19 protein-coding genes are annotated in these 22,841 nt (G+C 71.1%); 8 read left to right on the top strand and 11 right to left on the bottom strand.

Annotated elements, in window-relative coordinates; genetic code table 11:
* The first annotated feature begins 25 nt into the window (after positions 1 to 25).
* On the top strand, positions 26 to 934 hold the full coding sequence (locus tag ACYVF3_RS31690) for an SURF1 family cytochrome oxidase biogenesis protein (protein ID WP_461157954.1): 909 nt from the start codon (positions 26 to 28) through the stop codon (positions 932 to 934).
* 128 nt (positions 935 to 1,062) lie between these two features.
* On the opposite strand, the gene ACYVF3_RS31685 is transcribed toward ACYVF3_RS31690, so the two are convergent.
* Entirely contained in the window at positions 1,063 to 1,998 is a 936-nt protein-coding gene (locus tag ACYVF3_RS31685) for a cobalamin biosynthesis protein (RefSeq protein WP_461157953.1), read from the bottom strand.
* 137 nt (positions 1,999 to 2,135) lie between these two features.
* Between ACYVF3_RS31685 and ACYVF3_RS31680 the strand changes: the two genes are divergently transcribed.
* Genes ACYVF3_RS31680 through ACYVF3_RS31665 form a run of 4 tightly spaced genes read left to right on the top strand, consistent with a single transcriptional unit; the run spans position 2,136 to position 10,341 of the window.
* Complete coding sequence (locus ACYVF3_RS31680; protein WP_461157952.1) at positions 2,136 to 3,782, top strand: TIGR02677 family protein; 1,647 nt, start codon at positions 2,136 to 2,138, stop codon at positions 3,780 to 3,782.
* On the top strand, positions 3,779 to 4,978 hold the full coding sequence (locus ACYVF3_RS31675; RefSeq protein WP_461157951.1) for a TIGR02678 family protein: 1,200 nt from the start codon (positions 3,779 to 3,781) through the stop codon (positions 4,976 to 4,978). Before ACYVF3_RS31680 ends, ACYVF3_RS31675 begins: the two co-directional genes overlap by 4 nt.
* On the top strand, positions 4,975 to 9,090 hold the full coding sequence (locus ACYVF3_RS31670) for a TIGR02680 family protein (protein ID WP_461157950.1): 4,116 nt from the start codon (positions 4,975 to 4,977) through the stop codon (positions 9,088 to 9,090). Before ACYVF3_RS31675 ends, ACYVF3_RS31670 begins: the two co-directional genes overlap by 4 nt.
* Before the next feature lie 27 nt (positions 9,091 to 9,117).
* On the top strand, positions 9,118 to 10,341 hold the full coding sequence (locus ACYVF3_RS31665; RefSeq protein ID WP_461157949.1) for a DUF2399 domain-containing protein: 1,224 nt from the start codon (positions 9,118 to 9,120) through the stop codon (positions 10,339 to 10,341).
* Between the two features lie 42 nt (positions 10,342 to 10,383).
* Here the strand turns inward: ACYVF3_RS31665 and ACYVF3_RS31660 are convergent, their stop codons facing one another.
* Complete coding sequence (locus ACYVF3_RS31660) at positions 10,384 to 10,869, bottom strand: GNAT family N-acetyltransferase (protein ID WP_461157948.1); 486 nt, start codon at positions 10,867 to 10,869, stop codon at positions 10,384 to 10,386.
* A gap of 84 nt (positions 10,870 to 10,953) precedes the next feature.
* Here ACYVF3_RS31660 and ACYVF3_RS31655 point away from each other — a divergent pair, with 84 nt between their 5' ends.
* The gene (locus tag ACYVF3_RS31655) at positions 10,954 to 11,505 is read left to right on the top strand and encodes a VOC family protein (RefSeq protein ID WP_461157947.1); all 552 of its coding nucleotides are present in this window, start codon (positions 10,954 to 10,956) and stop codon (positions 11,503 to 11,505) included.
* Positions 11,506 to 11,509: 4 nt separating this feature from the next.
* Here the strand turns inward: ACYVF3_RS31655 and ACYVF3_RS31650 are convergent, their stop codons facing one another.
* The 3 genes from ACYVF3_RS31650 to ACYVF3_RS31640 all read right to left on the bottom strand — a co-directional run bounded on the left by ACYVF3_RS31650 (position 11,510) and on the right by ACYVF3_RS31640 (position 15,252).
* Entirely contained in the window at positions 11,510 to 12,556 is a 1,047-nt protein-coding gene (locus tag ACYVF3_RS31650; protein WP_461157946.1) for a saccharopine dehydrogenase family protein, read from the bottom strand.
* A 76-nt stretch (positions 12,557 to 12,632) separates the two neighbouring features.
* Positions 12,633 to 13,214, bottom strand: coding sequence for a TMEM165/GDT1 family protein (locus ACYVF3_RS31645; RefSeq protein ID WP_461157945.1), 582 nt, complete (start codon positions 13,212 to 13,214; stop codon positions 12,633 to 12,635).
* Positions 13,215 to 13,683: 469 nt separating this feature from the next.
* A complete protein-coding gene (locus ACYVF3_RS31640; protein WP_461157980.1) occupies positions 13,684 to 15,252 on the bottom strand; it encodes an alpha/beta hydrolase in 1,569 nt (522 codons plus the stop codon).
* A 209-nt stretch (positions 15,253 to 15,461) separates the two neighbouring features.
* Between ACYVF3_RS31640 and ACYVF3_RS31635 the strand changes: the two genes are divergently transcribed.
* Positions 15,462 to 16,175, top strand: coding sequence for a maleylpyruvate isomerase family mycothiol-dependent enzyme (locus ACYVF3_RS31635; RefSeq protein WP_461157944.1), 714 nt, complete (start codon positions 15,462 to 15,464; stop codon positions 16,173 to 16,175).
* A 77-nt stretch (positions 16,176 to 16,252) separates the two neighbouring features.
* Here the strand turns inward: ACYVF3_RS31635 and mshB are convergent, their stop codons facing one another.
* The 3 genes from mshB to ACYVF3_RS31620 form a co-directional block, all read right to left on the bottom strand.
* Positions 16,253 to 17,095 (bottom strand): N-acetyl-1-D-myo-inositol-2-amino-2-deoxy-alpha-D-glucopyranoside deacetylase, encoded by an 843-nt coding sequence (mshB, locus tag ACYVF3_RS31630; RefSeq protein ID WP_461157979.1) that lies wholly within the window; start codon positions 17,093 to 17,095, stop codon positions 16,253 to 16,255.
* Positions 17,096 to 17,173: 78 nt separating this feature from the next.
* Positions 17,174 to 18,130: a DUF3048 domain-containing protein gene (locus tag ACYVF3_RS31625; protein ID WP_461157943.1), complete on the bottom strand. Its 957-nt coding sequence runs from the start codon at positions 18,128 to 18,130 to the stop codon at positions 17,174 to 17,176.
* A 106-nt stretch (positions 18,131 to 18,236) separates the two neighbouring features.
* Positions 18,237 to 18,965 (bottom strand): Clp protease N-terminal domain-containing protein, encoded by a 729-nt coding sequence (locus ACYVF3_RS31620; RefSeq protein WP_461157942.1) that lies wholly within the window; start codon positions 18,963 to 18,965, stop codon positions 18,237 to 18,239.
* 289 nt (positions 18,966 to 19,254) lie between these two features.
* Between ACYVF3_RS31620 and ACYVF3_RS31615 the strand changes: the two genes are divergently transcribed.
* Positions 19,255 to 19,470 carry a hypothetical protein gene (locus tag ACYVF3_RS31615; protein ID WP_461157941.1) on the top strand — a complete coding sequence of 72 codons (216 nt, stop codon included), beginning with the start codon at positions 19,255 to 19,257 and terminating at the stop codon, positions 19,468 to 19,470.
* A gap of 694 nt (positions 19,471 to 20,164) precedes the next feature.
* Here ACYVF3_RS31615 and ACYVF3_RS31610 read toward each other — a convergent pair.
* The 3 genes from ACYVF3_RS31610 to ACYVF3_RS31600 form a co-directional block, all read right to left on the bottom strand.
* The gene (locus tag ACYVF3_RS31610) at positions 20,165 to 20,911 is read right to left on the bottom strand and encodes a D-Ala-D-Ala carboxypeptidase family metallohydrolase (RefSeq protein ID WP_461157940.1); all 747 of its coding nucleotides are present in this window, start codon (positions 20,909 to 20,911) and stop codon (positions 20,165 to 20,167) included.
* Positions 20,912 to 21,104: 193 nt separating this feature from the next.
* Positions 21,105 to 21,908, bottom strand: a complete 804-nt coding sequence (locus tag ACYVF3_RS31605) for a thioesterase family protein (RefSeq protein WP_461157939.1) — start codon at positions 21,906 to 21,908, stop codon at positions 21,105 to 21,107.
* Positions 21,909 to 22,241: 333 nt separating this feature from the next.
* Entirely contained in the window at positions 22,242 to 22,817 is a 576-nt protein-coding gene (locus tag ACYVF3_RS31600) for a TetR/AcrR family transcriptional regulator (RefSeq protein ID WP_461157938.1), read from the bottom strand.
* Positions 22,818 to 22,841: the final 24 nt, after the last annotated feature.

Below are 22,841 nucleotides of genomic sequence, written 5' to 3'. Positions count from 1 at the left end.
CTGCCACGCGGCCTACCGTGGGGGTGTGCGTCTCAAGTTTTTGCTGCGGCCCGGGTGGCTGGGTGCGATCGCGCTGGTCGTGGTGTTCGCCGCGTTGTGCTTCACCACGCTCGCGCCGTGGCAGTTCGGGCGCAGCGAGGAGACGGAGATCCGCAACGACGCGATCACCGAGTCCTTCCACGCCTCGCCGAAACCGCTGAACGAGGTGCTGCCCGCCGGGCACGCGCCGGATGTCAACACCGAGTGGTCGCAGGTGCTGCTGACCGGCCACTACCTGCCCTCGGCGGAGACGCTGGCCTGGCAGCGCACCGTCCTCGGCGAGCCCGCGTTCGAGGTGCTCACGCCGTTCCGCCTCGACGACGGGACGACGGTGCTGGTCGACCGCGGGTTCGTGCGTCCGGTCAACGGCACGCAGGCTCCTGACTACGCCGCCGCGCCCTCGGGCCCGGTGACGATCACCGCGCGGATCCGGGCCGACGAGACCGACAGCAAGCAGCGGCCGCTGTTCGACCACGACGGGCACCGCTGGGCCTACGCGGTCAACGCCGGGACGATCTCCGGCGGCACCGGGGTCGCGCTGCGTCCCGGCTACTTCGCGCTGGCCGAGGAGCAGCCGGGCGTGCTGGGCGCGCTGCCGCTGCCGCGGCTGGAGTCGGGGCCGTACTTCTCCTACGCGCTGCAGTGGATCGCCTTCGGCATCATGGCGATCATCACGATCGGCTACCTGATCTACACCGAGCTCCGGCCCGACGCCGCCCCGGCCTGGCGCCGCCGCGATTCCGACGAGCCCGACGCGCCCGAGGCCACCACCGGCTCCCGCTACGCCGAGACCCGAGCACCGAAGCGCCGCCGCAAGCCCTCAGTGGCCGAAGCGATCGCCGAAGAAGAACGCCGCGAAGCAGAAGCCCTCAACAACAACCCCTCCGAAAGCTGAGCCTGCGGAGATCCGGCCGAGGTTCAGTTGGATCCGGCGTTGGCAGGTCCCAGTTTTAGTCCAAACTGAGCCGACATTTCGGACATGATCATGGCTCGGTTTGGACTAAAACTGGGACTTGACGAGGTTCAGCGGCGGCGGAGGACAGCTGCTGCGGCGGCGAGGACCCCGGTCACCGTGCCGATGAGGCGGGAGAGCTCGACGCTGCGGGTGACGTCTCCGGCGTCGGCCGTGCGGCCCTCGCCCATGATCGGGCGCTGCTCGGTGACGTGACCGTAGATGGTCCGCCCGCCGAGGCGGATCTCCAGCGCCCCCGCGAAGGCCGCCTCGATCTGACCGGCGTTGGGGCTCGGGTGCGCCCCGGCGTCGCGCCGCCAGGTGCACCAGGCGCCGCCGCCGGAGCCGCCGACGACGGGTGCGCACACCGCGGTCAACGCGGCGGCGAAGCGCGACGGCACGAGGTTCAGCAGGTCGTCCAGGCGAGCCGACGCCCAACCGAACTCGCGGTAGCGGGGCGAGCGGTGCCCGACCATCGCGTCGAGCGTGTTGGCGGCGCGGTAGGCCACCAGCCCGGGGATCCCGGCGACCGCGCCCCACACCAGCGGGGCGACGACGGCGTCGGAGGTGTTCTCGGCGATCGACTCGACGGTGGCGCGGGCCAGCCCCTGCCCGTCGAGGATCGCGGCGTCGCGACCGCAGAGGTTGCCGAGCCGCTCCCGGGCGGCGTCGATCTCACCGGCGTCCAGCAGCCGCGCCATCGCGGTGCCCTCGTCGGCCAGCGACGTCCCTCCCAGCACGGCCCAGGTGACCACGCCCGTCGCGGCCGCCTCCAGCACGGGGCTGCGGCGGACGGTGCGCTGCACGAGGGCGCCGAGCACGGCGGTGCCGCCGACGAGCACGCCGACGTGCAGAACTCCTGCGGAGCGGTCGTCCCGGTAGAGCGCCTTCTCCACGGCCTGGGCGGCGCGTCCGAAGTGGGCGACGGGATGCCCGCGCCGCGGATCGCCCAACGCCGCGTCCGCCGCCACGCCGAGCAGCAGCCCGACCGCTCGTCCCGCGCTCACCGGCACCTCCACCACCCGGACAAAGGATCTCGAAAGCCTCGAAATCAGCACCGCACGCTACCCCGCGAGCCCCGTCGACCGATCACCGCCTGCCAGGTGACCGGCTGTGCCCGGGCGACGGGATATCGTGGCGGACCGTGACGGCCCCTGATCACGAAGCCGATGTGCTGCGCGCCGGTGTCGCGGGCAACGCGACCGACGCGTTGCCGGCTGCTGCCGAGACGACGCTGGACGACGCCCAGCGCCTGCAGCTGTTCGCCTACCTGCAGGCCCCGGAGCACCGCACCTACCTGGCGATCATGCGGTTGTTCACCTCGACGCTGCTGGCGGACCTGTCCGCCGGTGAGGTCGCCGCAGCGCTGGCGGCCGCCGAGCGCGAGGGCAGGGTGGCCCTCGGCGAGTCCGATGTGGACACGGTGATCGACCGGCTCAAGCAGCTGGTCAAGTGGGGGAACCTGGTCGTCGGCCGGCGCGAGACGATCGCCTCCAGCATCGCCGAGTTCCAGCACGGCAGCGTCCGCTACCAGGTCAGCAAGCTCGCCGTGCGCGTGCAGCGGGACGTCGACGCGCTGCTGCGCGTGCCCGAGGGCGCCCGCGAGGTCTCCCGCGAGCTGCTGCCCGCCATCGACCGCGGTCTGGCCGGCATCGGCTCCGCGCTCTCCGACGCGCTGGCCGCCGAGCGGCGCGATCCGAGCGCCAAACCCGCGCGGCAGGCCCGCGAGCGGCTGGCCGAGCAGGTCACCACGGTGTTCCTGCAGCACGCCGAGCTCGCCGCCACCGTCCGCGACTTCTACGCCTACCTGGGTCAGGTCGTGACCCGCCACCAGCTGGCGCCGGACGAGATCTCCGGGTTCCGGAACCTGCTCGTCGAGTACATCCAGATGGTCGTGGAGGACGTGCTGCGGCACACCGAGACCATCGCCGGTTCGCTGGCCGGGTTGACGGGGGCGCGCAGCGAGCTGCTGCGGCTGCTCGGCCCGGCCGACCAGCTGGGCACCGACGTCGAGCGGGCCCGCGGCCGCACGCCCGCCGACTGGCAGGAGCTGACGGACTGGTTCGTCGACGCCCCCGGCCGTCCGAGCCAGGTCGCCGCGCTGCGCGAGGCCACTGCGCGCGCCATCGGTTCGCTGCTGGCCAGCGTCAAGCGCGCCACCTCCGGCGGCGGTCTGGTGCCGGGCAGGCGGGGTGAGCTGCTGAAGCTGGCGAAGTGGTTCGACGGCGCGGACGAGCGCACCTCGCACCGCCTCTACGCGGCGGCCTTCGGCCTGCACTCGGCACGGCACCTGCAGCCCGCGCCGGACTACGACTCGGACAACGACAAGGTGCCGTGGCGCGACGGGCCGGTGCAGGACGTGACCGTCAGCGTCCGCACCAGGGGTGACCGGGGCGCGCGCGGGCGGACGTCGCGGGTGCTCGACGACCCGATGACCGAGGAAACGCTGCTGCAGCAGGCCCGCCAGGCCGATCAGCAACGCAGCGCGGCGGTCGCCGAACTGGCCGAGGCGGGTGCCGACGTCGGTGCCCGCACGCTGTCGCAGGACGCGCTGGACGTGCTCTGCGAACTGCTGACCTTGGCGATGGCGCAGCGCGACGGCTCCGACGACCAGGGCTCGGCGCTGGACCCGGTGCACCGGCTGCGCGTGACCATCCGCCCGGAACCCGGTCACGACACCCGGATCAGCAGCGCGTCCGGTGAGCTGACGCTGCGCGACACGGTCCTGGAACTCCTCGGCGACGGCGGAGTGCCCGAGTCGGAGGAACCCGCCCGAGGAGCCGCCCGATGATCTCGACGTTCGAAGAGCTGCCCGACATCGACGCCGCCAACGTGGTGCGCTGCGCCCGGGTCCTGCTGCGCAGGCCGCTGCTGCGGGCCGACGGCCCGGACGGCGACCTGCTGCCGATGATCTACCGCCAGCGCGCCGCCCTGCAGGACGTCTTCTCGGGTCTGCTGGGCTACCGGCTGGTCGTGGAGCGCCGCTTCGCACGGCTGTACAAGGCGGGTCCGGGCGAGGACGCCGGGCGCGGCGTGGAGGCGTTGAGCCCGCGCGGTTACGCCTACTTCGCGCTGACCCTGGCGGCGCTCACCGGCATCGGCAGGCAGGTGCTGCTGTCCCGGCTGGTCAGCGATGTGCGGGCGGCGGCCTCCGAGGCCGGTGTCGAGATCGCCGACGACCCGGCCGACCGGCGCGCGCTGACGGCCGCGCTGCGGCACCTGGTCTCGCTGGGCGTGATCACCGAGACCGAGGGGTCGGTGACGGCCGAGTCCGCCGCCGAAGCGCTGATCACCATCGACACCGACATGCTGGGCCAGCTGGTCGCCGGTCCGCTGGCCGAGGCGAACGACCCGCAGCAGCTGGTGGAGCTGGCGTCGGCCGCGGGCCCGCGCCATGTCGAGCAGGCGGTCCGGCGCAAGTTGATCGAGGACCCGGTGGTGCTCTACGCGGATCTGCCGCCGGAGCAGTCGAGCTGGCTGCGCGAGCACGTCATCAACGAATCCCGTTTGCTGGAGCGCTTCTTCGGCCTGGTCGGCGAGGCGCGCGCAGAGGGCGTGGTGGTGTGCGACCCGGAGGACTACCTCACCGACCTGGCCTTCCCGGGCCCCGGCACGGTCGCGCGCATCGCGCTGCTGGCGCTGCCGGAGCTGCTCGACCGGGGCGAACCCGATTCCGCGGGCAGGCATCCGGTGACCTGGCAGGACTTCGCCGACGTCTGCCAGGAGCTGGTCGACAACTACCCGTCGGCCTGGTCGCGGCAGGCCACCGAAGACCACCAGGACCTGGTGCGCTCGGTCATCGAGCTGCTGGGCAGGCTCGGACTGCTGCGCGAGCACGAGGGGGCGTGGCTGCTGAGCCCGGCCGCGCACCGCTGGCTCCCGCAGCCGGACGCGACACCATCGCAGCAGCAACGCGAATCGGAACCACCCGCGCCCGAAGCACCGGGCTGGTCATTGTTCGACGAGATGGAAGAGGCAGCCCGGTGAGCGCACACGACACCGAAGCCGCCGTTGCGGAGTCCGCCCACCGGTGGCGGCTGCACCGCGGCGGGATCGTCAACATCTGGCAGTACGCGGAGACGACGTTCGACCTCGACGGCGGACGGGCGATCTTCCAGGGCACCAACGGTTCCGGCAAGTCCCGGACCTTGGAGCTGTTGCTGCCGCTGTGCCTGGACGGCGACCTGCGCCAGCTGGGCTCGAAGGGCTTCGACACGGTGAGCATCCGGCGTCTGATGCTCGACGAGTACCCGGGCGGACCGAACCGCATCGGCTACGCCTGGATCGAGCTGCGCCGCGAAACCCCTGAAGGCGGCGAGGAATTCCTCACCTGCGGCCTGGGGGTCAAGGCGTCCAAGACGTCCCAGTCGATCAGCGACTCGTGGCGGTTCATCACCGGCCGCCGGGTCGGCATCAACCTGCACCTCGTCGGCGCGGACCGGGTTCCGCTGGGCACGGCGCAGCTGCGCGAGCTGCTGGGCGCGGACTGCGTGCTCGACGACCAGTCGTTCCGGGCGAAGGTCGCCGCCACCGTCTACGGCGTGCCCGCAGCCCGCTACGGCGACCTGCTGCACCTGCAGCGCACCCTGCGCAATCCCGACGTGGGCCTGAAGGTGCTGGAGGGGCAGCTGGAGCAGATCCTTTCCGACGCGCTCCCGCCGCTGGACGCGGGCCTGATCGAGCGGCTGGCCACCTCGTTCGACGACCTGGAGTCGATCCGGGAGAACATCGTCCGGCTCACCGGCGCGGACAAGGCGCTGACGGCGTTCCTGACCACCTACTCCGGCTACGCGTTCGGCGCGCTGCGCGACCGCGCGGAGTCGATGCGCACCGCGCAGCAGAAGCTGGCCTCGTTGCGCAAGGAGCTCGGGAGCCTGGACGAGCAGTTCACCGGCAAGCGCGAGGCCCGGGAGACCGCGCAGCGCACCATCTCCGAGCTGGAGCAGCGCGAGGGCGAGCTGGAGTCGAGCATCGACGCGCTGCGCTCCCACCCGGCGTACTCGGAGCTGCAGAACCTGCGCGACCGCGAGAAGCTGGTCGAGAGTGCCCGCGTCGCAGCGGTTTCCGCTCTGGACACCGCGACCCGGCACCGGGCGCAGGAGAACCGCTCGGCGGAGTCCGTGCTGGGCGTGCTGCGCAGGCTCGCCGGTGACGCCGAGGCGGCCGGGCAGGCCGCGACGCGAGCCGGTCAGCAGCTGGGCACCGCAGGGCTCGGCGGTTCGGGAGTGCCGCAGCCCCCACCGGTTCCGGCCGCCGAGCTGGTCTCCGAGAGCGATTCGGTGCGCACCTCACCGGAAGCCGACGCCGAACCGACCACTGTGGACCGCTACCAGCCGCCGCAGCTGGACCCCGACGCGCTGGCCGCCCAGTTCCGCGGCGTGGTGGGCAGTTCGGCCCAGGCGGCGACGGAGGCGCGCGAGCGCGCCGCGCTGACCCTCGCGCTGCACCAGCAGGCCCGCGAGCTCGACGACGAGCAGGCGCAGGTCACCGAGCTGCAGCGGAACGCAAGGCAGGCGCAGCTGACGTTCACCGAAGCCTCCGGCCGCCGCAACCAGGCGCAGCAGGAGCTCGCCGATGCCGCCGCGGTGTGGGTGGAACTGGCCCGCAAGTGGGCCACCGAGTGGCCGGCCGCGACCGAGCAGCCCGCCCCGGAACCGCCGAACGCCGAGGACCTGAGCAACGACCGCGGGGCGAGCCGCAAGGCCCGCGAGCAGGCCAGGCAGTGGGCCCGTCCCCAGCTGCACGAGGCGCGGCGCGCGGTGTCGGCCGTGGAGCAGGAGATCTCCGAGCTCCAGGTCGAGAGCCGCGAGCGCGAGAGCGAGCTCGCCGAGCTCCGGGCCGGCCACGAACGCCGCCCCGAACTGCCCTCCTGGGCGGAGGCCGAGCGGGACCCGTCGCGGGGCCGCGCCTTCTACGAGCTGGTCGACTTCGCCTCGTCGCTCAACGACGCCGATCGCGCGGGTCTGGAAGCCGCGTTGCAGTCCAGCGGCCTGCTCAACGCCTGGGTCACCGCCGACGGGCAGGTGCCCGGCCTGGCCGACCTGCTCGCCTCGCCCGCCGCTCCGGTCGACCCGAACTCCGGCGGCACGCTCGCCGCCCTGCTCTCCCCCGCCGCGGTGGCCGAGTCCCCGGTACCGCGCGAGCGGGTCGCCGGGCTGCTCGCGACCGTGTCGACCGGTGGTGGCACAGGGCTTTCGGTGTCCACCGACGGCTCGTGGAAGGCCGGTGTCCTGACCGGCGCCTGGCGCAAGGACGCCGCCGAGTACGTGGGAGCGGGAGCGCGCGAGGACGCGCGGTCGCGCCGGATCGCGGAGCTGGAGGACGAGCTGGCGCGGCTGCGCGAGGCGATCGGCGAGGCCGAGCGCCGGCAGCGCGAAGCCGGTGAGCACGCCAGTGCGCTGGAGCAGCACCTGGAGGGGTTCCCCGACGACGGTGATCTGCTGACCGCCCAGGCGAAGCTGACCACCGCCATCGAGACCGCCGAGGACGCCGAGCGCCAGGTGGTGCAGCTCCGCGAGCAGCACCTGGAGGTCGAGCAGCGCTGGCAGGCCGCGCAGGGCGAACTGGTCCGCGCCGCGGGCGAGGTCGGGCTGCCCGCCGAGACCCAGGCCCTCGACGCCGCGCACCGGGCGGCCGGTGAAGCCCGCTCGGGCATCGACGCGCTCCGCGAGGCGATCGAGTCGCGCTGCCTGCCCACGCTGGCGGAGCTGCGCGAGATCTCGCTGCACCACGACGTCGCCGTCGCCGACCGGATGGAAGCGGAGTCGCAGGCCGAGCGCCGCAGCGCCGAATACGCCGAGCAGGCAAGCGGTCTCACCGAGCTGACCTCGGCCGTTGGTGGTGCGGCGCAGGAGGTCGCCGACAAGGTCAGCGGTTTGGAGCGCGAACGCGCCGAGCTGCGGGAGAAGCTGCCGCAGGAGCGCGAGCGGATCAGCTCGCTGCGCGAGGCCGCGGCGCGGCTGGAGACGCAGCTGGAGAACAAGCAGTCCCAGCTGGCGGGCCGGGAGCAGGACGCCGAGTCGGCCACCACGGCCTTCCGCCGCGCCCTCGACATCCCGGGCCTGTGGGCGGCCGCGGACGTCGCCGAGGAGCCCGGGGAGCTGGATGAGGCCGCGGAGCTGCTGGCCGGCTCCGACCGGAAGGGCTCGACCGAGTCCACGGTGCTCAACCGGCTGCAGACGCTGCAGCACTCGCTCAGCGGCAACTACGACATCACCGCCGCCGACCAGCACGGCCTGCTGACCGTGACGGTCACCGGCGAGGAGGGCCCGCAGCCGGTCGCGGAGGCCGCCCGCCGGGTGTCCGAGCGGCTCGGCGAGCAGCGCGGATACCTCAACGAGCGGTACCAGTCGATCTTCGCCGACTACCTGATCCGGGATCTGGCGGAGCGGTTGCGCGGGCAGATGACCATCGCCGAGGACCTGTGCAAGCGGATGAACGAGGTCCTCGACGGCGCCCGTTCCAGCCAGGGCGTGCACGTCCAGCTGGACTGGCAGCCGTCGGCGGCGCTGGGCGACGACATCAAGCAGGCCATCGACCTGGTGCGGACCCCGTTCGCGAACCGCAGCGACGACCAGGACGCGTTGCTGCGCAGGGTGTTCACCGATCTCATCGAGTCCGAGCGCGACAGCGCTTCGGGCGGCTACGCCGAGATCCTGGCCCGCGCGCTGGACTACCGGTCGTGGTTCGCCTTCACCGTCCGGGTCCGCGACACGGGCCCGGACAGCAAGCCCCGGGTGCGCCGCCTGCGGCAGCTGTCCTCCGGTGAGACCCGGCTGATCTCCTACGTGACGTTGTTCGCGGCCGCGGCGGCGTTCTACGACGCGGTCAGCGTCGCCTCCGACGGGCGCGGTCCGCTGCGTCTGGTGCTGCTGGACGAGGCGTTCGAGCGGCTCGACGATCCGACGATCGCGCGGATGCTGGGGCTGCTGGTGGACCTGGACATGGACTGGCTGATCACGTGGCCCTCCGGCTGGGGCGTGTCGCCGAAGATCCCGAAGATGCACATCTACGACGTGCTGCGGCCGCGCAGCGGGCACGGGATCGCGACCACGCACACCACCTGGACGGGCACTGACCTGCAGCGCCCCAACTCCTGACCGGACATCTCGATCGGAGGTCGCACCGTGGCAGGCACGGACGAGATCCGGGACGCGCTGGGCGTTCCGGAGTTGCGGGGCTTGTGGGACGCCGCGCGCGAAGCGGTTTCGGGCTCGAAGCCGACGTTCCGGCTGGAGCTTCCGGACGACGCGACGCGCGCGGCGGTCGGCGAGCTCTACGGGCGTCCGATGTGGGGCGAGGGAACCCGGATCAGCGTGTCCAAACTGGACGAAGCACTGCGAAACCGCTTCGGCGTCGGGCTTTCCCCGGCGCTGGAGGTCCTGCACGGTTCGGCCGTGGTGGCGGCCGAGCCCACCTCCGAGGAGCCCGACGAGCTGCTGGGGGTGCTCGACGAGCACGGACTCGCGAGCGCGTCCTGGGCCGGGGCGTGGCTGCGGTGGATGCGTCAGTACGGGCGGGTCGCCGAGCCCGAGCTGACCGGCATCACGCACGCCGCAGCCCGCGTGCTGACGGCGATGTCGCTGAGCGAGCCGCCGCAGGACTGGACCTCGCGCGCGACGCTCGCCGGCCGAACCGGCTTCCCGCACTCGCTGGACGACGGCACGACCCTGAGCAGGGTCGTGCTCAAGGCCGCCGCGCTGGCGCAGGGCGTCGAATCACCCGGCAACGACCGCGATCGGCGGACCTTGTGGGAGCGCTGCGGCGTGGCCCCCGACGCGGTATCGGCCACCGCCCTGACCTGGGCGTTGCCGTTGGAGGGCGACGACGCCTGGTCGGCGGGGATCCGCGCCCGCACCGAGGTGGGCCTCCCGGCGCACCTGACGCACCTGGACCTGGAGGCGGCCCCGGCGAGGTTGGTCGCGGAGGGAACCGCGATCGCGGTCTGCGAGCACCCGCGTCTCCTGGAGGCGGCCATCCGGGAGGGCCTGCGCCACCCGGTGATCTGCCTGTCCGGCGCGCCCACGACGGCGGCGCGGGAGCTGCTGGAGCGGTTGACCCGCGACGGCGCGGCGCTGCACGTGCACACCGACTTCGACTGGCCGGGGATCGCCGCGGCGCTCACCGCGCAACGCCACGGCGCGAGGCCGTGGCGGATGTCAGCGGACGACTACCGCGCCGCGCTCGACCACGCGGCCGAGCACCGCACGGACCTGCCCAACCTCATCGGCTCCCCGGTCCCCACGCCCTGGGACCCGCAGCTCGCCGACCTCATGGCCAACACCGCCAGAGCAGTCGAGGAGGAACAAGCGCTGGAGCCCCTCCTCACCGACCTCCGCAACGGCCTCTGACCTCACCCGGCCACCAAGGGGGGATCGACCGACCGGGAGCCGTCAGAACAGGCGGTACATGACGTGCAGGCCGACGCGCCCGTGCGCCGGGTGGTCGAAGGCCTCGGGCAGCGTCGCGACGATCTCCATGCCCAGCGAGCGCCACAGCTCGACGGCCCGGGTGTTGGTCTCGACGACGGCGTTGAACTGCATCGCCCGGAAGCCGTCGGCCTGCGCCCGGTCGAGCACGTGCCGCCCCAGCGCACGGCCGACCCCGCGACCACCCGCAGCCGGGTTGACCATGAAGCTCGCGGTCGCGACGTGCGCTCCCGGACCTTCCCGGTTGGGCGCGGAGATCGCGGTTCCCAGCACTTCCCCGTTCTCGACGGCCACCACGGTCCGCCCCGGTGACTGCGGGTACCAGCGCTCCCGGGCCCGCTGCTCGTCCAGGTCCCGCTCCCACGAGAAGGTCTCCCCCGCAGCCACGATCTGCCGCATGAACGGCCAGATCGCGCCCCAATCGGCCGTCCCGGCCTCCCTGATCTCCATGCGTCCAGCCTCGGCGATCGTTCGACCGGATGCCAACCGCATTTTCGAGACGGCGCTCACGTCCGCTTCGGGTAGTTTGCCGGTATGGCGTTGGTGGTGGAGTTCGCCGCGCAGGAGCCGGAGCGGTTGGCGCGCTGGTGGGCCGAGGTGCTCGGCTGGACCGTGGAGGGCGAGGCGGAGGTCCGCCCCGACGGACCGGGCGCTCACCTGCGATTCGTGCCCGCGACCGGGCCCAAGAGCGGGCAGAACGCGGTGCACCTGGATCTGCGCAGCGAAACGCACGGCGACCAGACCCACACCGTGGAACGGCTGTTCAACCACGGCGCCCGGTTCGCCGACATCGGCCAGAGCACCGAGGTGCCGTGGGTGGTGATGAGCGACATCGAGGACAACGAGCTGTGCGTCCTCGAACCGCGCAAGGCCTACGCCTGCACGGGCCCGCTCGCCGCCGTGGTCGTGGACGCCACCGACCCCCGCGAGCAGGCCAGGGCGTGGGCCGAGGAGCTCGACTACGACATCGTCGCCGAGCACGCCGAGTTCGCCTCCCTGCGCCCACCCACCGGCGAAGGCCCGCACCTGGAGTTCCTGCACCACGAGAACCCCAACCCGGGAATGCTCCGCGTCCTGCCCGCGTGAGCGCTCAGGCGGGTTCGATGATCTTGACCCCGTGCAGGCGGCGGATGAAGTCGCGGCCGAAGGCCGTGGAGGGCGTGTGGGCGCCGGGGGCCGGCGACTCGGCTGCGAGCGCGCTGACCGCGCGCAGCACGGAATCGGCGGTCATGTCGTAGGTGTCCGGGCCGATCAGGGCCGCCGACACTGACTTGCCCCGACCATCGGTGGCTTCGGCGAAGACCTCGACCCAGCTGCGGGAGCGGGTCGCGCGTCCCGGTCCCTTGACGAAGGCGCTGATCGCCGCCTTGCCCGCGCGCTGCACCGGACCGGAGCCCAGCAGCGCCCGGGTCAGCTCGCTCGGTCTGTCGCCGAAGTCCGGCACGGGGAGACGCGTGAAGGTCGTGATCGTGCCGATCCCGGTGCTGCGGTACGCCGACGCCACATCTCCCCAGGGCAGCGAGGTCACCTGCCGCGAGCCGGACGGGAACGTCACCTCGCGCCGCCGCCACGCCAGCGGGACCGCGCGCAGCTCGCCGTCGACGCGGGCGCGCCCACCCAGGGCGGCGCCTTCCAGGGCGCTCTTGAGCGTCCCGGGGCTGATCCGCCCGCCCGCTTGGAACGCGAGGTCGAGGCTGGTCGCCCCGGGCAGCTCTGCGGCGACCATGGCGGCCAGGCAGTCGGTGGGCACCACGTCGAAGCCCGCACCGGGCAGCAGCACCACACCGGCGTCGCGGGCCTCGTCGTGCCGGGCGAAGATCGATTCGAAGACGTCGATCTCACCGGTGATGTCCAGGTAGTGGGTGCCGGACAGCAGGCACGCCTGCACCATCGGCGCCGACGTCGCCGAGAACGGTCCCGCGCAGTGCGCGACGACGTCGATGTCGTGCAGCATCTCGGCGACCCTGGCGGGTTCGGAGAGGTCGAAGATCCGCGATTCCAGTCCGCGCGGCGCCGCGAAAGCGGCCACCTTGCCGGGATCGCGACCGGCGACCACCGGGCGTTCACCGCGTTCGACCGCCAGATCGGCCACGAGCCGACCCGTGAAGCCGTTCGCGCCGTAGATCATCCAGGTCATCGCGGTCCCTTCGCCGTGCTCACCCCGCTAACGAACACCGTCCGCGGGAGTCACGGGTTGCCCCGGGTATCCGCGATCACCCGTTCAGCACGAGGAGGGAGTCGATGATCAGCCAGCCGCCGAAGAGGACGAACAGGGCGCTGGCGCCGTAGCGGATGGCCTTCTCCGGCAGGTGACGCCCGAGGAGCAGGCCGACCCCGATGGCCAGCCCATCGGCAAGCACCATCCCGACCGTCGAGCCGATCCAGATGCCGAGCCAGTCGTGGTGGGTCGCGAGCGTGACGGTCGCGAGCATCGTCTTGTCCCCGAGCTCGGCGAGGAAGAAGGCCAGCGTCACCACCAGCACCGCGGAACCGAACTTCCGCGACGCCTTGCGCTTGTCGTCCTCGGTGAGGTGGTCGCCGCGCAGCGTCCAGGCTGCGAAGAACAGGAACGCGACGCCGGCCAGCAGCGCGATCCACTCGGTCGGCATGAGCTCGCCGAGCCCGAACCCGAGGGCCACCGAGAGGGCGTGCACGACGGCGGTGGCGACGGTGATGCCCAGCAGCACCTGCCACCAGCGGTATCGGGTGGCGAACGTCATCGCCAGCAATTGCGATTTGTCACCGAGTTCGGCGACGAAAATGGCGGCAGAACTCAGCGCAACACTGCCCAGCATGATGGGAACACACCTTCCGGCAATTCCGAAGGTCTCGCCCACCTCGAACCCCAAGGCTCGCGACCGGGTGCGAAAACGGCGCACCAGCATGTCGACCGCGAATTCGCGGACTACTCCCCTTCAACTGGAAACGACACTACCGACGACGTCGAATGCACAAAAGGGCGGGGCGCGGAGGAATTAGCCTTTCCATTTCGCCAAATGCTCTTTTCGGTGACCCGCAAAATCGAATGAGTCGCAGCGATGAGAGCGAGCTCACCGATGTGCCCGGAACAGCCGGAGACCGTTCGCCGTTGACACCACTGGTCGATGCGCACTGCGTCCCCGGGCCTCAACCACTGCCTTCGCGGAACACCGTCCGGCTGGAGCCGCGTCGCGCACATCGCCGAGAGGCGACCGGCGCATCGACCCACACCGATGCGAGGCCGTCGCTCCTTCTCCTCGGAGCGACGGCCTCGCGCGGTTTTCGCTAGAACGGCTGCGAATCCGGCCGGCAGACCTCGCCCGGCCGCGGAACCCGCAGGTTGATCAGGTAGTCGGCGGCACGGCTGTCGGCGCACGAGCTGTCGCCGAGGATGCAGTGCCCGAACGCGTCGACGCTGACCAACCGCGCGTTGCCCAATTCCTTCTCCATCCGCTGGGAGAACTCGTACTGGGTCGCCGGGTCGTAGTAGTTGCCGAACAGCAGCACCGGGTTGGCGGCCTGGTGCGCCCACGGGCCGCGGTGCACCCCGGGACTGGTCCGGGGCCACTGCGAGCACGCCGCGAGGTCGCTGAACGCCTGGTTGCGCCCGAAGGTGGGCGACTCCTCCTCCCACTGCGCGGCGATCGCCGGAACCCGTTCCGGCTTCTTCGGAATCGGCTTGTCGGTGCAGTTCACCGCGAAGTACGAGTCGTCGACGTAGGACTCATCGGCATCACCGGCACCGTCGAAGCGGTGCTTGCCGGACGGCAGCTTCAGCACTCGCAGCAGCTCCGGGACCAGCCCGGCCTTCGGGTGCAGTTGCAGGTGCAGCGCCTGCAGATCGCTCGCCAGCTGCCGGAACTCCTCCGGGTCGTAGAGCGCGCTGCTGACGCCGTCGGTGAACTGGCCCAGGGTGATCTGCGATCCGTCCGGCATGGTGATCGGCCCGCGCCGCAGGGTGTTTCGGATCTCGTCGAACTTCGCCCGCACATCCCCCTCACCGAAGGCGCACCGGGCCCCCTCGGCGGCGCAGCGCTGGAGGAAGCCCTCCAGCGCGTGCTCGAAACCACCCGCCCGCTCGCGGTCGTACTGCACGCCGTCAGCGGTGCGCAGCGCCGGATCGACGTTGCCGTCGAGCACGATCGCGCGGCTGCGCTCCGGGAACATGTTGACGTAGGTCGCGCCGAGCAGCGTTCCGTAGGAGAAGCCGACGAAGTTCAGCTGCTCGTCGCCGACTCCGGAACGCATCAGGTCCAGGTCCTCGGCGACGTCGGCGGTGCTCATGTGCCGCTGGAGCTCGCCGGCGTTCTTCGCGCACGCCTCGCCGTAATCGCCGTAGGCGTCCATGGTGGTGCTGATCTGCTTCTCGGTGACCGGCACCGAGGACATGCGCCCGAGGACCTTCTCGGCCTGCTCGGCGTTGCGGAAGCACCGCATCCGGGCGCTGCGGTCGATGCCGCGCGGGTCGAAGCCGATGATGTCGAAGCGCTTCAGCACGGCCGGGTCGAAGCGATCGACGGCGCCGACCGGCATGTCGAACCCGGCACCGCCGGGACCACCGGGGTTGAGGAACAGCGAGCCGATCCGCCCGGACTCCTCGGTCGCGGCCCGCCGCATCATCGCGATGTCGACGGTTCCCCTGCTGCGATCGGCGTGGTCGACCGGCACCGGGTACTCGGCGCAGCTGAACAGGTACCGCTCGGTGAGGGGCACTTCCTCCAGCGCGGCGTCATCACAGGACCCCCAGGCCACCGGAGACGCCTGCGCCGTCGACGTTCCGACGACCACTGCCGTGCCCGTGACCAGCACACTCGCCGCGACGGCGAGCGTCCTCCGTAATCGCACGCGTCGCATCGCCACGCGCAGCCTCCTCTGCTCGGTTGCTTGACCTTTCGCTGATCAAACAATCCGGCGCGAGGCCCGGACACCGCAGAACGCACGAATCCTGTTTCCGCACAACACGGTTGTATAACCGCCCGGAAGTCCTCTTTCGGGTACCGATCGAGCCTGAGTGGTTTCAAATCGCCGATCCGCACCTAGGATCACGCCGCGTGATGCCTCCGTTGAAAGCTGTTGCAGAGGGCCACCGGCGGCTGCTCGGCCTCACCGCCACGCTCACCGATGAGCAGGTGGCCGCCCCCTCACTGCTGCCGGACTGGTCCCGCGGGCACGTGCTGGCACATCTGACCGACAACGCCCGGGCCTTCGCACGGGTCTGCTCGCTGGCGCTGAACGGTGAACTCGTCGACGCCTACGAGGGCGGCCAGGCCGAGCGCGACGCCATCATCGAAGGGCTCTCCGGCGGGAACGCCTTCTCCCACCACGACGGCCTGAACCGCCACATCGGCGTGCTGGAAGCCGTGTGGTCGCACGCCTCCCCCGCTGACTGGGAACGACCGGTGCGCTTCCGCAACGGCGACCTCGCCGGGATCGTGCTGATGCGCTGGCGCGAGGTGTGGATCCACCTGGTCGACCTCGACCTGGGCGTCGGGCCGCAGGAGTGGACGGAGGAGTTCTGCCACCACATCATCGAATTCCTGCTGCCACGCCTGCCCACCGGTGTCGCGCTGCGCCAGACCGACGGTCCGCGCCGCTGGTCTCCCGACGGTGAGATCAGCCCGGTGGCCGACGTCGAGATCACCGGCCGGGCACGGGATTTGGCCGCGTGGCTGACCGGACGTCCCGCCCAGCGCCTGCCCGCCGGTGAGCTGCCGGAGCTCGGCCCGTGGCCGCGGCCGCCGGCACCCGCCGACCGCTCGCGGCTCGCCGCAGGCTGAGGATCTGTTCCGCGCAGGCGTCTTCTGGCGAACTCACCGCCGCCAGAAGACGTCTGAGCTCCCCTCCGGGGTCCTGATCAGCTCAGGCCCGCGAACAGATCGGTCTCCCAGCCGAACGGCCCTTCTCCCGGGCCGCGCTCGCCCCGGACCAGCAGGTAGTGCTCGCGGCCGAACTCCTCGCTGCTGACCATCTTCGCGAAGAAGCCGTCGTCGTCGACGTTGACCTGGCTGCGGTAGGTGCGCAGCGCAGCGAGCTTGTTGGCGTGGAACGCCCGCCCGTCGACCTGCGTGGTCAGCTCCTCGTCCGGAACCGTGCTCGGCTCGAACGCGGCGACCGAGTCGGCGTCCAGGAAACCCTCCTCGACCGCGCGCTTGAGCAGTGAGCGCGGCATCGCCGTCCAGTACACCTTGGGCACCTCCCACGCTTCGCCGAGCTCCGGCTCGTAGGCCGGGTCGGCAGCGGGTTCGAGAGCGCCCATGAGCGCCTTGTGGGCGGCGATGTGGTCGGGGTGGCCGTAGCCGCCGTTCCGGTCGTAGGTGACGACGACCTGCGGCCGTTCGGCGCGCAGGACCGCGACCATGGCGCGGGTCACCTCGGCCGGGTCGGCGGTGGCGAAGGCGCCCGGGGCGTTGTTGGCGTCCTCACCGGCCATGCCGCTGTCGTGGAAGCGGCCAGGGCCTCCCAGCCAGTGCTGACGGATGTCGCCGAGCTCGACCAGGGCGCGCTCGATCTCGCCGCGCCGGTACTCCCCGAGCGCCTGCGGGTCGCCGCGCAGGTGCGCGAGCTCGTCGTCGACGACTTCGCCGAGCTCCCCGCTGGTGCAGGTCACGAGGCTGACGGTGGCGCCTTCGGCGCTGTAGCGGGCCATGGTGGCGCCGGTCCCGGTGGCCTCGTCATCGGGGTGGGCGTGAACCAGCAGCAAACGGCGATCGCTCATGTCCGTCGAGCGTAGCGACTGGCACCGACGAAGGCTGGCGGTGTGGTGCTTCTCGCCCTCTCACGGCGCCTTCGGCACGAGGACCACCCACACCTGGCCGGGCGCGAACTGCATCGGCTCGCCGGCTTCGGTGGTGAACGCGGTGCCGGACTCCGGTGCGGGGCGGTTCCAGAAGGCGTTGAACTTCATCCCGTCGCGCAGCACGACCGCCCGGCCACCGCCGACGGTCTCGGCGAACGGCGAGACGTTCCCGGAGATGTCCTGGAACGCCGAGCTGAACACCGGAACCTCTTGCAGCACCACGGTGCTCGCAGCGCCGCGACCGCTGTCGGTGGTCACGTAGGGCTCGCCGTCCATCGACACCAGCCAGCGCCCCCCGTCCCAGTCGAAGCCGACGCGGGCGAACCGGTAGGCGATCTCCTCGTGCCCGGTGGGCACTCCGCCGGCGGCCGGGGCGGGCCCGAACGCCAGCGGGGAGGCGGGCGACCAGCCGGATCCGGGCGGCAGCCGGTCGGTCCGCGCGAACAGGTTGTGCGGCGCCACCCCCGCACCCCGGTAGAAGGCACCGGGGATCGTTTGCTGCGAGGCGTTGTTGACCGAGGAGCGCCCGATCTCGGGCAGCAGCTCCGGCGCGGCCCCGGAGAAGGCGAGCGTGGGCCTGCCGTACTGGGGCAGCAGCCGCAGGTCGGTCTGGCGGGCGCTGCGCACCGGGCCCACGACGGGTGGCGTGTGCGAGGCGAAAATGCCGATCAAGCGGCTGATCCCGGCTTCGACCGGCTCGACGTAGATCACGTCCGCAGCACCGGTTCCGGTGTGCGGGCGGGCCTGCGGGGCGTTGTCGATCTTGACCGCGAGCACCGGGGGCCCGGGCGGCGGAGGGGGCGGAGGTTCAGGTGCGGGCTGCGGCACCGGGTCGACGATCGGCAACGACACCGTCTCGCTCGGCTGCAACGCCAAACCTGCGACGACCAGCAGAACTGCCGACACCAAGGTGCCGACCGCGCGCAAAAGCCACATCACCCCTCCACCGCGTAGCCTCACCCGCAAGGAGGAGGAGAACAAGCGGCCGAATGGCCCAGCTTCGGTCGCGCGCACCGCCCACCCGCTGCCCGCGGCCGGGCTCTCAGGGCTGCTGGCGCATGATCTCCTCGATGGCGGCCGTGATGTGGGCTTCGGAGGTCCGCTTGTCGAGGCCGAGTCCGGACAGGACCCCCTCGCCGTTCTCGTTCTCCAGCAGTGCGAGCAGGATGTGCTCGGTGCCGACGTAGTTGTGCCCCATGCGCAGGGCTTCGCGCAGGGTCAGCTCCAGGACCTTCTTCGCGGACGCGTCGAACGGCACCAGCGCGGGCATGTCCTCGACCCGCTCGGGCAGGGCCGCGGTCGCGGCGTCCCGGATGGCGTCGAGGCTCACGTCCTGAGATCGAATGGCCTTGGCGGCCAACGCATCCGGCTCGCCCAGGAGGCCGAGGACGAGGTGCTCCAGCTGGATCTGGTCGTTCCCGGCGTCGCGCGCGGCCTCCTGCGAGAGCACGACGACGTTGCGGGCGCGGGGGGTGAACTTGCCGAATCCGGCGCCTGATTCGAGTCCGGAGTCATCGGACCCCTTGGACACGAAGCGCTTCTGCACCGCCTGCTTCGAGACCCCCATGCTGTGACCGATCTCGGTCCAGGACGCGCCCGATCGGCGGGCCTGGTCGACGAAGTGGCCGATGAGGTGGTCGGCGAGTTCACCGAGGTGGTCGGCGACGATCACAGCGCCTTCCAGCTGGGCGAGCTCGTCGCCGTTGCTCTTCTTGATGCCGGCGATGAGGTCGCCGAGACGGATGTTCTGGGGAACCTGCTTCTCGGTCATACGTCAACCATAGGTTGACGTTCCATGTTGAGTCAACTCTGGGTTGACGCGAATCGACGGGATCGGGCGCCCGGCGTAGCGTCGAGTCGACGGAGGTGGCGATGTCCGAGGAAGAGGACTCGGAATGCCGGGGGTGCGACGGCACCGGCAACATCAGGGTGGCCAGGCGGTTCATCTCGCTCGACACCGGCGAGGTGTCCACTGTCATGTCCCTCGCGCGCTGTCCGTACTGCAGGGAAAACCCGGGCCGACAGCGAGGCGGCGGGCCGCCCGTGTGAGGATCAACGGCATGTCGGACGAGGGTGGCGACAACGCCGGTATCGAGGCCAACGGGCCCAACGCCCTGTGCTTCACCTGCGGCGGCCTCAAGAAGATCAGCGAGCCGCGCCTCTACATGATCCAGGCCACCGAGGAAATGCAAGCCGGCATGACCATGGCCGAATGGCGCACCTGCCCCCAATGCACCGGCAAGGGGTATCTCCGCGGAATCGAACCGCCCGCCTAGCAATTCCCGGACTACCGATGCGGAATGAGCCCATTGCCCTTTTCCGCACCACCGCTCGCGCGATCGGCGAACCAGGTGAACGGGCCGGAACGGAGGCTGGGGGATTCACTCCGTCCGACCCGCTCAATCCCCACTGGGGGATTCACGAGTCGGGACCCAGGGGGAACAGGGTCCCGGCCCGCTTCCTCGCTGACCGGGGGTCCGACTGGGGGTTCGGTCCGCGCCCGGCCAGGGGCGGGCCGCGATGTGGAGCGGGTGCGGCCCGCGTCTGCCACCCCCGCGCCCGCTGCTGACGGCGGTCGGCGGAGGTCGTGCTCGAAAGCAGGGTGGTGCACCGGTCCGCCGCTTTCGGGGCGCGGCGAACCGGGTCGGTGGTTCTCGCAGGAGCAGCGGGTTCGGCGATGCGCACCTGTTCTGGTGGCCGACTTCCCGCGAAACGCTTCCCACAACCCGTGGAAGCTTCAACCAGTATGTCGCACGCGGAGCCCGATTGTTAGCGGCGACAACGGATAGTCGCGTCACACGTCATGCCCGCCACACCCGCGTAACACCTCGCGATCATGGGGCGAACACCTGTCGTTCACCTACCCGCGCACTGCGGGCACCCGGCGAGTGGTGGGGGTGGGGAAGTTTTCATGAGAACTTCCCCACCCCCACCACGTCACCCCGGGTGCCCGCGACGCGAAAGCACTTGTCAGATACCGCAGTCCGGCGCTGACCAGGTGTCAGCACCGCCGGCGACGTGCACGTGGTCGTCGTGCCCCGGGTAGCCCGGTCCGAGGATCTCGCCGAAGCCGTGGTTGCGCGCCTGCTGGGCCAGCGCGCAGAAGCCCTGCGATCCCGCGCCGAGGTCGGCGGCGTCGCCGTAGAGGTGGCGGCTGTTCGGGGCGCCACCGACCGAGTCGTTGCAGGACACGCTTCGGAACCCGCCGTTGACCTGCATCGGCGCGTCGCCCATCGCGTGCCGCATGGCCTGCAGCTTCCACATGGTCACCAACGCGTTGGACTTGGCCTCGTCCGCGGAGAGCTTGCCGCCGGACCAGTCGGAGTTGCAGTTGTTGAGCTCGGAGTAGTCGAAGTTGACCGGCGTGCAGTCGTCGTCCTGCAGCTCGTAGATCTTGGCGAAGGTCGACTCCCCGGCCACACCGTCGGCGGGCAACCCGTAGGCCTCCTGGAACCGCGCGACCGCGTCCCTGGTGCCGGGGCCGAAAGCGCCGTCGATGGCCAGACTTCCGCCGCTGCCGGGATAACCGGACACGCGGATCTGCAGGTTGCGCACATCATCGCCGGACGCGCCCTCGCTGAGCGTCTTGCTCCAGCTGTAGCAACCATCGGCTGCCGGAGCGGGCGCGGCAGGAGCGGACACCGCCGCGGGTGCGACGAAGGACGTGACGGCCCCGGCCAGGAGCGCGGCGGTCACGCCGGCTAATCGGGTCTTCATCCGAGAACACCTCTCGCTGCGAAGGATCATCTGCAGCTGCGGATGTTCCCGCAAGGAACCCTCGAACTCGCCACCTTGTCAGGAATTCACCAAAAAAGCCGCGCACCGGTCGAATCCCGCCGACCAGACGGCCGATTCGAGCGGCACCCACCGCCCGCGCGCCGCCCCGCAACAACCCCTAGGAAACCCGGGTTCAGATCGCGAACGGGCGCACCGTGAGGATCTGCTCCGCACGGCCCACCGGCCCGCCGACGTCGTGCAGCTCAGTCGTGGTCAGGCCCTGACCGGTGCCGCCGAAGGTGACCGAGGTGTCGAGGCCGGTCCACTCGCCTTCGGGCTGGCGGTGGAGGTGGATCGTGAGGTCGACGTTGGGGAACATCCACTCGGTGGGATCCTGCCGCACGGCGATGCCGTTGGCCGTGTCGATCAGCGCGACGAACGAGGCCAGCGAGCTGACCCGCTCCCCCGCCACGAGGTCGTGCCCGGTGCTCACCCACGCGGTCGTGCGGCCCGGCCGGGGTTCGCCGATGACCCGGGTGCGCAGCGATTCGATGAAGCCCCCGGACCACACCGAATCCATCGCCCAGGGCTGCACCTGCTCCGGCGGGGTCAACGAGGCGGGCCCACCGCCTGCGACGACGTCGGTGTCCACTGCCGCCAGCAGCCATGCGCGAGCCCGCACCACCGCCCGTCCGCCGATGACGACGGTGGCCTCGGTGAGCTCGATGGTCTTGCCCGGGCGGACGGTCTCGACGTGGATGTCGAAGTCCTCCAGCCCGATCTGACCGAGGATGTCGAAGCTGATCCGGCTCAGCAGCAGGTCAGGGCGTCCGGCAGCGGCCCGGGCCTGCTCGATGGCGTGCACGATGAGCCCGCCCAGCGGGCTGAAGTGCTGCTCGTCGGTGCGCCAAGCTCCGCCCACGTGCGCGGTCGGCTTGTACCGGCCCTCCCCGATCTTCTCGAAGTAACCGGGCCTGGGCTCGACTGTCTCGACCAACGAACTGCGCTCCTCCGTTCAGCGGAATGTGCACCCCCAGCATATGAGTCCTTCGCATCACCAGAACCAGAACAGGAGCAGGATCACGGCCGCACCCCGCCGACCTCCCCGGACGCGACGGAACGCCCCAACGCAGACGTTCACCGCTGGCCACCTGAAGGACTGAAACCTCCGGTACCTCCCAGTTTCAGTCCAAACCGAGGACATCTCGTGTCCGGGAGGTTGGTGAGTGGGGTGGGGAAGTTTTCATGAAAACTTCCCCACCCCACTGACCAACCTCCCGGACATCACCCAAAACCGGACCCTGCCTCACAGGGCCTCCAGGACTGACGTTCAGGGCTGGACCAGGGCCCGGATCGCTTCTCGGGCCTCGTCGAAGGCTTCGGGCATTCCTCCGACGGTGAGGTTGACCATCGCGCCTTCGTAGACCATGTGGACGCGCGGACCCAGGACTTCGGCGTCCGGGAAGCCCGCCTCCGCGAGCAGGGCGATGAACTTCGCGCGGGCCCGGAGCTTGGCCCCGCGCAGCACCTCGCGACCGGGGTGATCGCCCTCCCCCAGCTCCGCGTGGGCGTTGACGAACGCGCAGCCGCGCCTGCTGCCGCCCCACCACGCCTCCTCCGCATCGAGAACGGCCAGCACCCGGCCGACCCCCGATTCCGGCGCGCGGGCGCGCATCCACTCGTCGAGGAATTCCTCCCAGCGCTGCTCGCGGCGCTTGAGGTAGGCGGCGACCAGCGCGTCCTTGGACCCGAACCGGTCGTAGAGGGTCTTCTTGGTGGTGCCCGCCTCCTCGGCGATCAGGTCGACCCCGACCGCTCCGATGCCCCGCTCGTAGAACAGCACTCCGGCGACTTCGAGGATCTTCCTGCCCGCCGGGGTGTCCGGGTTCGCCGTCCGCACCACCATCACTCCCTCCGGAAACTGGATACT

It is taken from the genome of Saccharopolyspora tripterygii, from assembly GCF_054778355.1.
This window is presented reverse-complemented; position numbering and strand designations above follow the sequence as displayed.